Source organism: Streptococcus zalophi (assembly GCF_016481285.1).
Classification (GTDB): domain Bacteria; phylum Bacillota; class Bacilli; order Lactobacillales; family Streptococcaceae; genus Streptococcus; species Streptococcus zalophi.
Genome location: NZ_JAENBP010000001.1, coordinates 160,786 through 178,424 on the forward strand (window position 1 = coordinate 160,786; position 17,639 = coordinate 178,424).

Here is a 17,639-nt window from a genome sequence, read left to right on the forward strand (position 1 = left end):
ATTTCTCCTTTATTTCTAATAATAACCTTATTATAACCCTTTGGTCAAAGTTGGTCAAATATTTAATACTCACTTATTTTGTACCAAATAAACGATCGCCTGCATCTCCTAAACCAGGCACAATGTAGCCATTTTCGTTTAATTTTTCATCCAAAGCTGCAGTATAAATATCAACATCAGGATGTGCTTCTTGAAGGGCTTTTACACCTTCTGGAGCTGCTACTAAACTAACAAATTTAATATGACTAGCACCACGTTTTTTAAGAGAATCGACGCCAAGAATTGCTGAACCTCCTGTAGCAAGCATTGGGTCAACCAAAAGAATTTGACGACGCGCAATATCATCAGGTAGCTTCACTAAGTATTCAACGGGTGTTAAGGTTTCTTCGTCACGGTACATACCAATATGACCAACCTTAGCAGCAGGTATTAAACTTAGTAAGCCATCAACCATACCAATACCCGCTCTCAAAATAGGAACAATTGCTAGTTTTTTACCAGTCAGTTGTTTTTGAATTGTTTTGGTAATTGGTGTTTCAATTTCGACATCCTCAAGAGGCAAATCGCGACAAACTTCGTAACCCATCAACATTGCAATCTCATTAACAAGCTCACGAAAATCTTTTGTAGATGTTGTTGTCCGTCTTAAAATGGATAATTTGTGCTCAATAAGTGGATGTGAAATAACCTGAAATTTTCCCATGTTAATAAACCGCCTTCTTTTTTTATTCTCCCTATTATATCAAAAAATCCTCTAAAAGAGGATGATAAAAAGTTATATTTTTAATCTTTTAAAAGGATTTTTGATAAACAATCCTAATTATTTTAATGATAGAAAATTATTTTTCCCAACCCAATTTTTTTCTTAATGCTACTGCTTTTGTTCCAAGTAATAAGTCAAGTGCCCCACTCCATAAAGAAAGTCCACCGTACACAACAATTCCAACACCACCAACTAAAATCAAGTAAACAACACTTAATAGGCGATTTTGTGGGAGTGCTATTAAACCTAAAATACTATTAACAACGATAACGGCAACAATCATAACTATGGTCATAATAATCATCAAGGTACTGCTTTTAACAAGTAAGCTACGATTAAAGTTTGTAATCTCATGAATGCGTTTATAGATAAATACAATGGGAATAATGAGGGCAATCATCGTAGATAGTAAAGGTCCATAAGAGTGAAAAACAAAAATAAAGGGAATCTGTAAAATTAGTTTTGCGATAACACCATATAGAAAATAAAGGACAGCCTTACGATTTTCAAATAAGGCTTGTAGCATTGGTGATGATACGGTGTATAATCCCAAAAAGATCGTTTGAAGCAAGGAAACAATAAATAAATGTAGTGCTAAGACATCTGGCACCCCATAAAAGACCGTATAAAGTGGAACGGCTAAAACAACAGAGCCAAAAATAGCGGGTAATAAGAATAAAAAGAGCATCTGTGTATTGTTAATAACTAATTTTGCTGCTGCTTTTTTGTCATTTTTAACAATGTTTTCGGTCAACAAAGGAATACCTGTTCCGGCTATAGCTGTGGCTACAGCAATTAAAATCATGGTTAGCTTACCAGGATTTGATGAAAAATAGGCAAACATAATCCGTAGTTCACGATTAGAATAATCTGTAAACCACCCCATGCTATTAATAAAAGTCATTTGGTCAATCAAGCGAAAAACTTGAATCGCACTACCAGTAATCACAAAAGGAATAGCCTCTTTAATCGTTTCCATTAAAATAGATTTGGTATCAAGGTCTATTGATTTTGGTGCTTTTAAAAAGACCTGATGAAGCATGTTTTCTTTCCATAGGAAATAAACCAAAACAGATAAGGAAGCAAACATACCAATAAAGGCTGCAAAGGTTGATTGGGTAACGGCTGCCACATAATCACCTGAACCCATTTTCATGATGTAAAAGGCTGTTAAGAGCATCCAGATAACCCGAATGACTTGTTCTGCTATTTGACTGATGGCATAAGGTTTAAGATTATTAAATCCTTGGAAAAATCCTCTTAAAACACTCATGGCTGGAAAGACCAAGACAGCTAATGTTAAGCTTTGCATGACAGGAATCAAATCTTTACCACCACCGCTTAAGCCTGCTAAAACAGGAGAGCCAAAGAACATGATAACAGCAAAAAAGGATCCCAACAAAAGCATGAACATAAAGACTTTACGAATCAAGTAAAAGCTCATCTCAGGTTTATCAAGTGTATTGTATTTTGCCACTTGTTTAGCGACTGCAACAGGAATGCCTACTGTTGATACCAATAAAAAGAGGGCATAAATTTCATAGCCCATGCCAAAAAGGGCGTTGGCTTCTGCTGCGTGAGGAGCCATCCATGCATACCATGGAATAATGTAAATCGCACCTAATAAACGACTCAAAAAATTTCCAAAAGTCAACCAAGCCGTTCCTTGAACCATTTTTTCTTGTTGTGTCATTTTTGATTTCTGTTTGCTCATGTTTTTAATCTTTCTCATTCGTGATAATTTTATTATAAACTTTTGCGTAAGACTTGTAAATCGAGAACTTTAAGTCTAAAATATAAAGTATGATTACAATGAAAAAAACCTTAACGATTTTAAAAAATGATAATAATTTCAGAGAAATTGTGATGAAAGATCACTTTTATTATAACTGGAAAGAAGAAACATTTGATGCACTTAGCTATGATAGTAGAAACGTCTCAAAATCTACTCTTTTCTTTGCAAAAGGGCGTGAATTTAATAAAAGTTATTTAGAACAAGCCATTTCTGATGGTTTACAATACTACGTTTCTGAAAAAGATTATGAGCTGACTATTCCAGTTATTTTGGTGAATGATATCAAACAAGCCATGAGTTTAATTGCTCAAGCTTTCTATAATTACCCACAAAATAAATTGAAACTATTGGCTTTTACGGGAACAAAAGGAAAAACAACAGCTGCTTATTATGCCTATCATATCCTAAAACAAAGTCATAAACCTGCTTTATTGTCTACTATGAACACCACCTTGGATGGTAAAACATTTTTCAAATCTGCCTTAACCACTCCAGAAAGTATAGATCTTTTAGCAATGATGGCAACAGCTGTTGAAAATGGCCGTACCCATCTCATCATGGAAGTTTCAAGTCAGGCTTATTTGATGAAACGTGTATATGGTTTATCCTTCGATGTTGGAGTCTTTTTAAATATTAGTCCAGACCATATTGGTCCTATTGAACACCCTACTTTTGAAGATTATTTTTACCACAAACGTCTGTTATTAGAAAATAGTCGCTTTATTGTTGTTAATCATCAAATGGATCATTTTGATGTGATCAAAGAACAAGTTGCTGATAAACCTCATGATTTCTATGGAAAAGACTCTGAAAATGCTATTTTGAATAGCCGGTCGTTTTCATTTGAAACAACTGGTAAATTAGCTGGACACTACGATAGTCAATTAATTGGTCATTTTAATCAAGAAAATGCCCTGGCAAGCGGTTTAGCTGCACTAAAACTAGGGGCTAGCCTAGAAGACATCAAAAAAGGTATTGCTGAAACAGTCGTCCCTGGAAGAATGGAAGTTTTAACACAAAAAAATGGGGCTAGAGTCTTTGTTGATTATGCGCATAATGGTGTGAGTCTTAAACAACTTCTCTCTGTTGTTACTAAGCATCAAACAGGTCAAATTGCTCTTATTATCGGTGCAACTGGCAACAAAGGTGAGAGTCGTAGAAAAGATTTTGGAGAGGTTATTAATCAATTTCCACAGATTCATGTGATTTTAACGGCTGATGACCCTAATTATGAAGATCCTTTTGTTATTGCTCAAGAAATTGCTAGTCATATCAAGCGTCCAGTGGATATCATTACCGATCGAGAAACAGCCATTAAAACAGCTATGACTCTGACAAGTCATGCTAGTGATGCTGTTGTTATTGCCGGTAAAGGGGCTGATGCTTATCAAATTATTGATGGGCAAAAAGTAGCCTATGAGGGTGATAAGGCCTTAGCTCAAAAATATCTGTAGCAGATAAGAAAGCTATTAATTTCCAAATTAACCTAGCGATTTATATTTGACAGTCTCAGTTATTTTTTCTATGAGAGGACTATTATGACAATGAAAATTTTAAAATCCGTTAATCGTATGGCAGGTGAAAACACCTACTACCTTACTAATCATCAAGCAACCATTGTTATTGACCCTGGTAGTAACACAGAAGATATTTTAACAAAATTGACTACTCTTGAAAAACCTGTGGTTGCCATTCTTCTCACGCACACTCATTGTGATCATATCGTCAGTGTTGATGCTGTGAGAGAAACATTTAACCATCCACCTGTTTATGTGTCAAAACAAGAAGCTGACTGGCTTGGATCACCTAAAGACAATCTTTCGGCTCTTGGGAGATTTGAAGGCATGGGTGATGTCATCATAAAGCCTGCAGATTATTTTTATGACGATCATAAAGACTATAATATTGAAGGATTTCAGTTTAAAGTTGTTGAAACACCTGGCCATTCGGTTGGCAGTGTGTCTTTGATTTTTCCTGAAGATGAAGCTGTTTTTACAGGTGATGCTCTTTTTAAAGGAACAATTGGCAGAACTGATTTACCAACTGGGAATTATGATCAGCTAATCACCAGTATTAAAACACAATTATTAACCCTACCTAAACATTATCGTGTTTTTCCTGGACACGGACAAAATACTGTGATTAGTCATGAAAAAATGTTTAATCCTTATCTAACATAAAAAACCTATAGGAATATTCCTATAGGTTTTTTATATTATACCTCTTGATTAGGCTTTTAAATAGCGTCTCATTGAAAGAACTGATCCTACAGAACCGATAAGAATTCCAATGAGGAATAACGCTCCCATAGCGTATAGTAGAAAAATATCAGGTTCATACATTGATAAATTTTGCTTAATTAAAGCCACATTGAATTTTTGATAAACGAAATGATAACCATAAAATAAAATTAATGATGGCAAAATAGCTCCAATAAGCCCAACCCATGCACCTTCAAGAAAGAATGGCCATCTAATATAAGAATTTTTTGCCCCTACTAAGCGCATAATCATAATTTCTCTACGACGAGAAATAATGGTAATACGAATGGTATTAGAGATAAGGAAAACAGCAACAAATAACAGTAAACCGGCTCCTACAAGCCCCCAAGTTCTGATAACACCAGCAATCCTAAAGATTCTCTCTGTGTTTGCACCACCATATTCAACAGAATCAATACCCTCAATTCCTTCAATTTGCTCAGCAACACTTTTAACAGCCTTTGGTGATGTTGTTGTAATGATGTATACAGTACTAAGAGGATTAGCATCTCCTTCAAAAATTTCCCAAGAATCACCAAGTGTTTCTTGAAGATTTTTTAATTGCTCTTCTTTGTCAGAAAAATCAATTTTTTGAACTTCCGGCAAGGCTGCAATTTGATCATAAATTTTATGATAATTCTCATTAGGTGCTAAAGTGCCATCTTGATTAGGAATTTGTTTCACATAATCTGTAGAGTCAACTAGTAAAAAGGCATTGACTTGAATATTTTTTTCAATACCAGTTGCTAAACGCTCAGTATTTGCGATAACAGCTGAAAAAATTCCCACAAGAATCAAAGTGATTGACACTGAACTAATGGCAACAAAAGTCATCCAACCGTTTCTTTTGAGATTTTTCATAGATTCCCATAAATGTCTGAAATATCTTCTAATCATCGTATCCGTACTCTCCTTTTTCTTCATCACGAGCCACACGACCATCTTCAATCGCAATCACTCGGTGACGCAATGTATCAACGATATTCTTATTGTGCGTTGCCATCAAAATTGTCGTCCCTTGAAGGTTAATGCGTTCTAGTAATTGCATGATTTCCCATGAATTATCAGGGTCTAAGTTTCCTGTTGGTTCATCAGCAATCAATAATTTAGGATTATTAACGATGGCACGAGCAATTGCAACACGCTGTTGCTCACCACCTGATAATTGATCAGGAAATGATCTCATTTTGTGTTTTAAACCAACCAGTTCTAGTACTTCAGGAACACGTTTTTTGATGTTACGAGGTCTTTCACCAATAACTTCCATGGCATAAGCAACATTTTCAAAAACTGTTTTCTTAGGAAGTAGTTTATAGTCTTGGAAGACAACACCAATACTACGACGCAAGTAAGGAACTTCTCTTCTTTTCAATTTAGTCAAATCAAAACCAGCTACTTTAAGTGATCCTTTAGTTAATTTTTCCTCACGATAAAGTAGTTTGATAAAACTTGATTTCCCAGCTCCTGAAGGACCGACAATATAAACAAATTCACCTTTATCAACAGTAACAGATACATTTCTAAGTGCTGTTGTTGAGCGATGGTATTTCTTGCTCACATCTCTCATTTCAATTAATGCCATTATTTTTTCCTCTCTTATTATTCTATTCGCCATTTGAGATAAGCATCGATAAAGCCATCAATGTCACCATCCATCACTTTATCTACCTGAGCGACTTCAAAGTTTGTCCGATGATCTTTAACCATTGTATACGGAGTAAAAACATAAGATCTTATCTGGCTTCCCCAGGTAATTTCTTTTTTATCTCCTTTTAGAGCAGAGACTTCTTGTTCTTTTTTCTCTTGTTCTAATTGATAGAGTTTACTTTGAAGCATTTTCATAGCACGATCTCTGTTGCCATATTGTGTTCTATCAACAGTTGATGACACAACAATTCCTGTTGGAATATGGGTCAAACGAACACCTGTTGATACTTTATTGACATTTTGTCCACCAGCGCCACCTGAGCGAAAGGTATCCATTTTAATGTCGTCATCTTTAATCTCTACTTCAATGGTATCATCTAATTCAGGCATCACTTCAATTGATGCAAAGGATGTGTGACGCCGTTTTGCTGAATCAAACGGCGATATTCTCACTAATCGATGAACACCCATTTCTGATTTTAAAAGACCATAAGCATTGGTACCCTCAAAAGAAAGTGTCACACTTTTAATGCCTGCCTCATCACCAGCTTGATAATCTAGGATTTCTACCTTAAAGCCTCTGGCATTACCAAAACGCGTGTACATTCTAAGGAGCATATCACCCCAGTCTTGTGCTTCTGTACCACCAGATCCTGGATGAATTTCTAAAATGGCATTGTTACTGTCATAGGGTTCTGACAATAAGAGCGTCATTTCATAACTAATCATCATTTTATCCAGCTTATTCAAGGTTTCTTCTAATTCACTTTGAACAGAAGCATCTTCTGAAACCATTTCTTCTAAAATCTCAACTTCTTCACTAAGTTCAACCATTGTCTGAAAGGTTTGGTATTTTGATTTTAAATCATTAAGTTCCTGAGATACTTTTTGAGCCTTAATATTATCATCCCAAAAATGAGGATGAGTCATTTCGTTTTCTAAGAGAGCAATGTCTTCTTCCAATTGCTCTAGGTCAAAGAGACCTCCTGAAGCTAGTCAACTTCTCTTTATTTTCTACTATTTTCTGACGGATTTCTGAAATATCCATGGTCTATACCTCTTTAATATAATTCTACCTATTTTATCATAGATGAGTTAGTATTACCATTCTTACAGCAATTTTTTAAAAATCTTTTAATAAATAACTCATAAAAGCTGAAATAAAATAAAAATACTAGTCTGAGAGTAGACTATAGCACTTCATTTTATTTCTAACTATCTTGTCATTCTACTTCTTAGTAAAACAGATTTCTTATCTTAATATACCCTATTAGATAAGAAACTTTTCAAAACACAAAATAATAGGACACAACTCCTATAATACTATTTTAAAGGAAAATTATAAAGTCTGTAAGACGAAATCATTACTAATTATTACTTTTATTGCAAGTCGTTAACATTAGAATAATTTGATATCTTCGATTCATTTTCTAAAAGCAAGTCTCGATTTTATCATAAAAATAAGGGAGGATAACCTCCCTATTTTTATCTATGAAACGAGCTGACAAAATTACTAGTTATTTTTGCGACGTTTAAAGAAAATCAATCCTGCCATTGTCAAAGTTACTAAAACATGACCTACAATCACTCTATTAGAATCATCATTATCTCCTGTTAATGGGAGAGTTGATTGATTAGATGAAATCATTGGTTCCTTATTGATGGTAGTCATTTTAGGATATCTCTTTAGTGAGAGAGGATGTTTTTCAGTTTTTTGAGACACGTTATCATCAGTATTTTCAGTTATCGCATCAATAACTTTATGATAAGTGATGACTTCTTCTTGTTGAATTGGTGTTGTATCTGTATCAAGATTTGTAAAAATGACGCTTGTTTTATCAGCTTGATAGCCCTCAACAATTGGACTCGTTACAGTTTGAGTTTTTTCTGTTGCTGTGTAGTTTGACACCTGTGTGACTAAGTCCTTATCAACTGACCAGGTTACCTTAACTATTTCTTGGGCTGGCGGAATCATCTAAAGCATCAAAGCTCTTAATGGTATCTGAATCATCTGAGACCAATTCATAGCCCTCTGGTATTTCAAAAGTAAAGTTTGGTACTTGATTGGTGACACCTTCAAGTGTTTCAGTTTTAATCACCTTATCATTATCATCATTATCGATGTATTGAATACTAATCTTCGCAGGATTTGCTGTGTATACAACAGTATAGATAATATCTTCGTCGCCTAAGTTTCCTGCATTAGTTGCTTTGATAGCAGCTTCTAAACTAGCTTGACCATTAACAGTAAAACTATACCCTTCTCGTGTTAAATCAATATTTTTCCAACTGATAGCATCACCAGAAACTCCTTCAAAAATAAAATCTGCTTTTCCTTCAAGATCACTAACTGATTTAGGCAATTGATTTTTTGGATCATTTGATGAGATGATAACTGCTTTTGTTTCCTTAGCATACGTTACAGTAATGGTTTGATTAGAAGCATCTTTTTCTAAAGGATGCGATGGTGTTTGTACTAAGTCATTTGAAGCATCTGTAGTACTAATAACGCGATAGCCATCTATGACGGGATGTACCACTTTTTTTGTTTGCGCGATTGCTTCAACCCACTTGATAGTAGCCGTATCTTTTGGCTTACCATTTTCAATTTCAGGAAGTTCAGTGACTTCAATCAACTCACCTGCTCCATTTGTTGCATAGTAAGTTTTAATAACTGTTTCAATCTCATTGGTTGAAGTATCTAAAACATTTTCCAAATGACCTAAATCATTTGCTTTTGTTTCGATTCCAGATTTAGTATAAGTGAATTTTGAATTTGGATCATGGAATTTAATTGTTAAGTAAGTGGTCTTTTGAACATTTGAATCTGCTTTTTTAGTTCCTTCTTTATCAACATAGTTTATTGTTTGTTGTTTAGTGATTAACTCAGCTTCTTCTTTGGCTGGAATGTATAAAACACTTGCCGACAATGGATTAAAGGTAATAGTTTTTTCACCATTAAATCGACCAATTTTCTCATATAAATTTTCTGAATTTGTAGTAACGATATAGGCATTAGAAAAATTATTACGTTTGTCACCAGAATTAATAACACCTTTTCCAGCTCCAGTTCTACCATAATACCAATTATCGCCACCAAGTGTTAATGAAGGGTTCGATGTATCAGTATTATTATTAAACACCATTAAATATTTATCACCGTTGTCTTTTTTCAACTCATAAGTAATAATACCTGAGTTAACTTGAACATTTGTGATTTCCATATGAGGAAAGACTTCTGTTTGATAATCTGACAAATGAAGCAATGATTCATTTTTTCTCAAAGCGACGATAGATTTATAAAAGTTAACCACATCAACATTATCTTTAACTAATCCCCACTGAATTCGGTTTAATTCATCACCACCATTATAAGTATTATGAGAATTTTCTTTTGATTTCAAAAATTCTTGCCCAATTTGTGAGAAATGAATGCCTTGTGAGAGGGCACTCATCGCAGAAGCTAACTCTACACGTTTTTGATGTTCTTCCGGTGTGTCTTCTGGATTATAATGTTTTAATAAATCACTAAGTGTCATTCCATCATGAACTTCAACATAATTCAATTGTTGGGAGGCACTTCCAAAATGTCTACCATGACCTCCAAGCATACTATCAACCAGTCTTGAAAGATTTCCACTATTAGTTTTGTAGTCACTATTGCGATTAACAAATCCTGGAGGATTACCGTTGTCATAATGAGAGCCTGCAATAGCATCACGACCAATAGAATCGAAAAAGCCGTAAGTTGGTGTTTGTTTGGCATTTTTATCACTACCTGGAGTTTCACCATCTTTTGCTAGGTATTTTCCCATACTATCCCAACCTTCACCATAGGTGACAATATTAGGATCAATTTTATTGATGGCATCGCGAACAAGATTTAACGTATTAACATCTAAATCAGACATGGCATCAAATCTAAAGCCATCCATACCATATTCTTTAGCCCAATAAATAACAGAATTAATGATATATTGACGCATCATTTCTGAATTGGAACGAACAGCATTACCAACACCGACATCGTTGTTCATTGCACCATCAGGCATGACAGCATAGAAATAACCAGGTACTGTCCATTCAAATGGATTTTCTTGTCCATCATATAAATGATTGTAAACCACATCCATGACAACGTTAATCCCAGCATCGTGAAGTTTTTGAACCATTTCTTTAGCTTCTTTAATACGCACAAGTGGATTAGCTGGGTCAGTTGCATATGAGCCATCTGGAACATTATAATTCTTAGGGTCATAACCCCAGTTTTGTTGATTATTATGAACACCATGATCTTCTTTTGGTGAAATGGTAATGTTTTCTGGATTATCTTTATCTAATTCAGGAACAGTTTGAAAATCATAGATAGGCATGATTTGAACATAGTTAACACCTAAATATTTTAAATAATCAATGCCCGTCATATGGTTCCCATTTGATGCATTTGTTGTACCTTTTTGCACCATTCCAAGGAAGTTACCACGATCTTTTGCAGCAATTCCTGAACTCTCATCAATTGAAAAGTCACGCACATCCACTTCAAGAACACTCATTTGCGTTTTTGAAGTTACGCGTTTGTTTTGAGTAATAGCTACTTTATCGCCAAAATCGGCTGAGTCTAAAATAACGGAACGTGAACCATCTTGAACGACTGCTTGAGAATAAGGATCTTGCGTTTTAACTGTTCGATTAATCTGTTCAGAAATAGCACCGACATTACCATCTGTTCTTCCTAAGTAAAAGGCAGCAATCTGTTTTCGTGAAGCATTATCATTTTCCTTATCATTAATTACTTCTTTAGTGGCAGAATTTCTATAGATATAATGGTCAATATAGTAATTACCATCATTGCCTTTTTTCATATAGGCTGATTTTTGAATAAAATAAGCGTTAGGAATAGTTAAACTAAAATCATAGGCCACTCCTTTGCTATCTTTATTTAATTGATCATACTCTTCTTTTGAAATAGTAGTTGTCCAGACACCAACAGTATTTTGAGTGTGGTCATTTTCATTGAAATCACTTCCTCTTTGCATAGAGATTTCTTTAGCTAGATTTGCCCCTTTAGCAACGGATTCATAAAGATTTAATGTCACTTTTTGAGCAGTTGGTGCCCACAAATTAATGGTAGCTGTGCCATCTTCGTTTTTAGTTGCACCTAATCTTCCCCATTTACCAACTGTTTGGAAACCATCTTTTGAACTACTATCAACGATCTTATCTTTGTAAGCAAATTTCTTATCAAAATCTTCACTTTGAACATTCATAAAATGCGTATAATAGTCATTACTATGATAAAGATTAGTTTCTGTAATGGTATTAACTGGAGCAACCATGTCTTCAGTTTTCTTTTGATTCCAATCTTGGTTTCTTACAATAATATATTTAAAGGCAGATTTATCTTGTGCTACATTAACAGCATAGTGCCATCTTTTTTTACCATCGATGATAGAAGAAGTCATTGGGGTAAAGTCTACTTCAGTTTGTCCGGTATCCCATAAATGAAGATAATAAGAGCCATCATCACTTTGATCTGTATCATAATAAATATTAACAACTTTTGGAGTAGAGACGTCAAGCTCGTCTGATTCATTGACAGGAATAATAGTATCTACTGAAAATTGATTTTCTAAATTATCATCTATTTCTGAGATAAGGTTATCTGAATTACTTGGTAAATTTTGACTCATAGTATCAGACACTGAATGATTTTGTGGAGAATTTTCTGCTGTAGATAACTCAGTTTCTTCTGTATGCTTTTGTTTGTCATTTGATTGATCAACAACATCAACATTAGGAATTGCTTCTGAGGTTGATAGTTTTACAGGATCAACCAAAGCATTATCACTTTCATTACTTACTTCAACAACTTCTATTGATTCTTCCGTATTAGAGGCTTCAACAGGGTTATTAATAGTCGCTGGTTGAGAATCTAGGATTTCCTGCAACAAATTAGTATCAGGTCTTGCATTCTCTTTTTGATTTTCTTGAGCAAACGCTTGCATATTTGCAGTTAAAAAAAATGCCGATAATAATGAGGCACCAAACAACCACTGTTTACCTTTTTTCCACATTCTAAAACGTGTTAGCTTAGCATCAGTTGGTTTTTTCATAAGATAAATTCTCCTTTAGATATATTATATCTTTATTATGCAACCGTTTTCGTAACTTGTCAAGTCTTTTGAGATTATTTTTTATATTTGTTTGAAAGTGTTTAACATTAAATAAAAACAATCCTATACAGCAAAAAAGTGACCGGGATTTCCTAGTCACTTAAGTTATAATCTATTTAACTGCTAAATAGCATTTTTATCCATTCCAAGTTTTCTTTGTCCCCATTTAACCAGTTCAACAATAATAATCATTGAGAAACTTCCAATAAAGGTCACTAGCCATTGTCCTGGTGTTAATAGGCTGACATGGAAGAATTGATTGAACCCTGGAATAACAAGGGTTGACAACAATAGTAAAAAGGCAATAATAATCGACCAGTTAAAGAGTTTATTTTTAAATGGTCCAACTTTAAAGATGGATTGATAGACTGATTTCACATTATAAGCATGGAATAGCTGAATAAAACCAAGGGTTGCATAAGCCATCGTTAAGGCATCTGCGTGTATTTCTTGATAGGTGCTATGTTCGGGGAAACTAAGAGCAAAACCGTAAACACCAAGTACAAGAATAGTTTGCAAAATACCTTGATAGATAATCGCTTCCATCACACCACCAGCAAAGAAACTAGATTTTCTACCACGTGGCTTGTGACTCATAACGCCTGGTTCAGCCGGTTCAACACCTAAAGCAATCGCAGGTAGTGTATCAGTTACCAAGTTAATCCATAAGAGATGAACAGGCTGTAATACATCCCAACCAAACAAGGTAGATAAGAAGATAGTCAACACTTCAGCAGTATTTGCTGATAGCAAGTACTGAATAGTTTTTTGAATGTTTGAAAAGACTTTACGCCCTTCTTCAACTGCCACAATGATGGTTGCAAAATTATCATCAGCAAGGACCATATCAGAAGCACTTTTTGATACTTCTGTTCCTGTGATACCCATACCAATACCAATATCAGCCGTTTTGAGTGCAGGAGCATCATTAACACCATCACCAGTCATGGCAACAACTTTACCTTGTGTTTGCCAGGCTTTTACGATACGAACCTTATGTTCAGGTGACACCCTAGCATAGACAGAGTACTGACTAACTACTTTTTGGAAATCTTCATCTGATAGGTCATTAAGCTCTGCCCCAGTCATGACATGGTCAACTGAATCATCAGTGATAATGCCAAGACGCTTAGCAATAGCTTCAGCAGTATCTTGATGGTCTCCTGTAATCATGATTGGTCGGATACCTGCTTCACGAGCGACTCTTACAGCCTCTGCTGCCTCAGGTCTTTCCGGGTCAATCATTCCAACTAAACCTGAGAAAATAAGATTATTTTCAAGAGTTTGTGACTGTAATTGAGGCACCTCGTCTTCGTATTTATAGGCCATCATTAAAACACGTAGGGCTCTTTTAGCTAAATCATGATTGACAGTTAAAATTGTTTCTTTATCCGTATCTGTAATTGGGCGAATATTACCATTTTCTTCAATATGACTCAATCGTTTCAACAATTGGTCAGGAGCACCTTTAACAGCAACAAAATAGCGATTGTCTTCTACCTGATGAATGGTAGACATTAATTTTCTCGTTGAATCAAATGGCATCTCTGCCACACGTGGTTCTTTAACCAATTTATCACGAATGTCAAAATTTTGATCTAAGCCAAATTGAATTAAAGCAGTTTCTGTTGGATCTCCGATTAAATTACCATCCTGAGCAATCTTACTGTCATTAGCAAAGGTCATAATACGTAAAGTGGTATTATCTTCTGCTAATTTTTCACTTGATGACAACAATTGCCCATTAGTGTAAATCTTTTCAACAGTCATCTGGTTCATGGTTAGTGTTCCTGTTTTATCAGAAGCAATAATTTCAGTTGAACCAAGTGTCTCTACAGCTGGCAATTTTCTAACAAAAGATTTTCTTTTAGCGAGTACTTGTGTTCCTAATGATAAAACAACGGTTACAATAGCTGGTAAACCTTCTGGTATCGCAGCAACGGCTAGAGCAACAGACGTTAACAAACCTTTAAGCGGATCTTGTCCTTTTAAAAAGACACCAACAATAAAGGTAACAACAGCAATGACTAAAATAATATAAGTCAATACTTTTGATAAATGATTTAAGTTTTGTTTTAGTGGTGTATCTGTTTCATCAGCATCTTGAAGCATCCCTGCAATGTGACCTACTTCAGTAAACATACCAGTGTTTGTCACTACACCTATACCACGACCATAAGTAACACTTGAGTTTTGATAAGCCATATTAGCACGATCACCAATTGGCGCATCTTCTTTTAAGACAACATCCAACGTCTTTTCAACTGGAACAGATTCCCCAGTCAATCCTGACTCTTCAATCTTAAGAGAATTAGCCTCTAACAATCGCATATCAGCAGGTACAATATCACCAGCCTCTAATAAAACCACATCACCTGGTACTAAATCTTTTGAGTCAACCTCAATCACATGGTCATCACGACGAACACGAGCCACTGGGCTTGACATTGATTTTAAGGCATCAATCGCCTCTTCTGCTTTACCTTCTTGATAAACACCAAAAGCAGCGTTTAAAACAACAACCGCCATAATGATAATAGCATCAGCCCAATCGTGACCACCAGAAGTAATCACTGATAAAAGCGCAGCAGCAACCAAGATAATAATCATTAAATCTTTAAATTGGTCGATGAATTTAGCAATAACTGATCTTTTTTCACCTTCTTCTAATTCGTTGCGACCAAATTCGGCTAAGCGTTTATGAGCTTCTTGATTGGTTAAACCTTCTTTTGAAGAGTTTAAAGCAGCTAAAACAGCTTCCTCATTTTGGATATAGTATAACTCTCGTTTTTGTTTTTTAGACAAAATAGTCTCCTCCTCTAGTCTTTTTCCATAGAAAAAGACCTGTTTTTCTCAAAACAAGTCTCGCTGTTTAAGATATGGCCGGAAATTTCTTTCGGATTGACGACCATATCACGGTTAAACCGTCTGCTACTCCCTTGATACCTTTTTATTATACAGGAATTTATCGTCAATAACAAGTGACATGGTCTCTAATCAAACCAATTAAGCAATAATTGATAGGAAGCCAAAATATTATCTGTTTCTGGTTCAATTAATAAATCATAATGTAAAAAAATCTTCTTATGTTGAACATCCATTTCTAAATGGTTAGTCTTGGTCACTAAGTTTTGTAATCCCATGGGTGTTGCAATTTTAGCATTGTCATAATTTTTTAAACGAAACCGCATCACAGAAGTTGGTGATGAAAAGCGACTCATTACTAATTCATTTTCTTTATATTTAATAACGACTTTTTCTTTTTCATTATTAGAGTAACTAAAGTAGTGGATATCGCCTTTTTTAACCCACTCAGCCTCATATTCTTCTGTGATAACATCAATTTGATTATCAATGGTTATAGTATTTTCTAATTTTATTTTCATTTCATTAATTTCCTTAGTTATTGGATTTAATTGTAACAATTTTATCAAAGGTTAGCAATGATAAAATCATTGTCTCTTTTACTGGTTAATTCTAGGAGAAGATTGTTTTTTTTGTTATAATAAGCCTATGATGGAAAAAATATTTAGAGATCCTGTTCATAACGACATTATCGTTAAGGAACAGATTATTTATGATTTAATTAACACCAGAGAATTTCAACGATTGCGTCGTATCAAACAGCTAGGAACGACTAGCTATACCTTTCATGGTGGTGAACATAGTCGTTTTTCTCATTGCCTTGGTGTCTATGATATTGCAAGACGAATGACCGAACGTTTTAATGCTAATTATGAAACCATTTGGCACACTGAAGATACTCTTTTAACCATTGTATCAGCCTTACTTCATGATATTGGTCATGGTGCTTATTCCCATACCTTTGAAGGCTTATTTGGAACAGATCATGAAGAATTTACCCAAAAAATTGTGACTAGTCCTTCAACTGAAATTAATGCGGTGCTTTGCCAAGTATCAACAGATTTTCCTGAAAAAGTGGCTAGTGTCATCAATCATACTTATCAAAATAAGCAAGTCGTACAACTCATTTCTAGCCAAATTGATGCCGATCGCATGGATTATCTTCTAAGAGATTCTTATTTCACTGGCGCCAGCTATGGTGAATTTGATTTAACAAGGATTTTAAGCAGTATTGAACCAACTGAAAATGGCATTATTTTTGATGCTGGCGGTCTACATGCTGTTGAAGACTATATCATTAGTCGTTACCAAATGTATATGCAAGTTTACTTTCATCCTGCTAGCCGAGCTATGGAAGTCTTGCTTCAAAATCTTCTTAAAAGAGCAAAAGTTCTTTACAAAGAACAAAAAACATTTTTTGAAACCACATCACCTTATTTAATTCCTTTCTTGGAGCAACGTTTTACTCTTGATGATTATCTCAATTTAGACGATGGTGTGATGAACACCTATTTCCAAAGCTGGATTAACTGCTCAGACTTTATCCTCTCAGATTTAGCCAATCGTTTTGTCAATCGTAAAGTGTTCAAATCTATTACATTTGATAGTAAAGGACATACCAATATTGATAGATTAAAAGAAATGGTCAAAGAAGCTGGCTATAATCCTGACTATTATACTGCTATTCATCGTAATTTTGATTTGCCTTATGACATCTACCGTCCAGATGTTAAAAATCCAAGAACACAAATTGACATTAAGCAACAAAATGGTGAAATTGTTGAGCTATCAAAACTCTCAACCTTAGTCGCAGCTCTTTCAGGTACCATCCACGGTGACCAACGTTTTTATTTTCCTAAAGAAATGCTTGGTAAACAGTTACCAATTTCACAAAACATATAAGTTATCAAAAACAGAGGCTGGGGTATCCTAGCCTCTCAACTTTTAAAATTTATCTTTAAAAAAACGAGTAAGTATAGCAATTAATAGCACCTCTTTTTTTCAACTTTTTTTCTATATCACAAGTGAAAATAAATAACTCACTAGTTTTTAACTCTCTTCTACCATAAAAGTAGTCCATGACAAAAAAGAAGAATTTTAGTAATATAGTAGTTAAGTATTTAACAATAAAACAA

At 34.7% G+C, this 17,639-nt stretch carries 12 protein-coding genes; 3 read left to right on the top strand and 9 right to left on the bottom strand.

All coding sequences use genetic code 11. From position 1 onward, the window contains the following. Positions 1–73: 73 nt before the first annotated feature. Both upp and JHK64_RS00705 read right to left on the bottom strand, forming a co-directional pair. Complete coding sequence (upp, locus tag JHK64_RS00700) at positions 74–703, bottom strand: uracil phosphoribosyltransferase (RefSeq protein WP_199567079.1); 630 nt, start codon at positions 701–703, stop codon at positions 74–76. 136 nt (positions 704–839) lie between these two features. Next, a complete protein-coding gene (locus JHK64_RS00705; protein WP_199567080.1) occupies positions 840–2,477 on the bottom strand; it encodes a putative polysaccharide biosynthesis protein in 1,638 nt (545 codons plus the stop codon). A gap of 89 nt (positions 2,478–2,566) precedes the next feature. Here JHK64_RS00705 and JHK64_RS00710 point away from each other — a divergent pair, with 89 nt between their 5' ends. Further along, on the top strand, positions 2,567–4,012 hold the full coding sequence (locus tag JHK64_RS00710) for a UDP-N-acetylmuramoyl-L-alanyl-D-glutamate--L-lysine ligase (RefSeq protein WP_199567081.1): 1,446 nt from the start codon (positions 2,567–2,569) through the stop codon (positions 4,010–4,012). A gap of 90 nt (positions 4,013–4,102) precedes the next feature. Then, the gene (locus JHK64_RS00715; protein ID WP_199567237.1) at positions 4,103–4,738 is read left to right on the top strand and encodes an MBL fold metallo-hydrolase; all 636 of its coding nucleotides are present in this window, start codon (positions 4,103–4,105) and stop codon (positions 4,736–4,738) included. A 48-nt stretch (positions 4,739–4,786) separates the two neighbouring features. Here the strand turns inward: JHK64_RS00715 and ftsX are convergent, their stop codons facing one another. From ftsX to JHK64_RS00750, 7 genes are all read right to left on the bottom strand, one after another. Then, positions 4,787–5,716 (bottom strand): permease-like cell division protein FtsX, encoded by a 930-nt coding sequence (ftsX, locus tag JHK64_RS00720; protein WP_199567082.1) that lies wholly within the window; start codon positions 5,714–5,716, stop codon positions 4,787–4,789. Continuing rightward, positions 5,709–6,401 carry a cell division ATP-binding protein FtsE gene (gene ftsE, locus JHK64_RS00725; RefSeq protein ID WP_199567083.1) on the bottom strand — a complete coding sequence of 231 codons (693 nt, stop codon included), beginning with the start codon at positions 6,399–6,401 and terminating at the stop codon, positions 5,709–5,711. The genes ftsX and ftsE overlap by 8 nt, the downstream gene beginning before the upstream one ends. A 17-nt stretch (positions 6,402–6,418) precedes the next feature. Beyond that, positions 6,419–7,514 (bottom strand): peptide chain release factor 2 gene (prfB, locus tag JHK64_RS00730; protein ID WP_199567084.1). Its coding sequence is split into 2 segments (ribosomal slippage): positions 6,419–7,441 and positions 7,443–7,514, totalling 1,095 coding nucleotides; the frame shifts between segments, so codons are not numbered across the junction. Between the two features lie 465 nt (positions 7,515–7,979). After that, positions 7,980–8,441 carry an LPXTG cell wall anchor domain-containing protein gene (locus JHK64_RS00735; protein WP_199567085.1) on the bottom strand — a complete coding sequence of 154 codons (462 nt, stop codon included), beginning with the start codon at positions 8,439–8,441 and terminating at the stop codon, positions 7,980–7,982. Further along, positions 8,413–12,579, bottom strand: a complete 4,167-nt coding sequence (locus JHK64_RS00740; RefSeq protein ID WP_199567086.1) for a mucin-binding protein — start codon at positions 12,577–12,579, stop codon at positions 8,413–8,415. The genes JHK64_RS00735 and JHK64_RS00740 overlap by 29 nt, the downstream gene beginning before the upstream one ends. A gap of 183 nt (positions 12,580–12,762) precedes the next feature. Then, positions 12,763–15,444, bottom strand: a complete 2,682-nt coding sequence (locus JHK64_RS00745) for a calcium-translocating P-type ATPase, PMCA-type (protein ID WP_199567087.1) — start codon at positions 15,442–15,444, stop codon at positions 12,763–12,765. A 188-nt stretch (positions 15,445–15,632) separates the two neighbouring features. Next, positions 15,633–16,025 (bottom strand): YwiB family protein, encoded by a 393-nt coding sequence (locus tag JHK64_RS00750; RefSeq protein ID WP_199567088.1) that lies wholly within the window; start codon positions 16,023–16,025, stop codon positions 15,633–15,635. 127 nt (positions 16,026–16,152) lie between these two features. Between JHK64_RS00750 and JHK64_RS00755 the strand changes: the two genes are divergently transcribed. Then, positions 16,153–17,406 carry an HD domain-containing protein gene (locus tag JHK64_RS00755; protein ID WP_199567089.1) on the top strand — a complete coding sequence of 418 codons (1,254 nt, stop codon included), beginning with the start codon at positions 16,153–16,155 and terminating at the stop codon, positions 17,404–17,406. Positions 17,407–17,639: the final 233 nt, after the last annotated feature.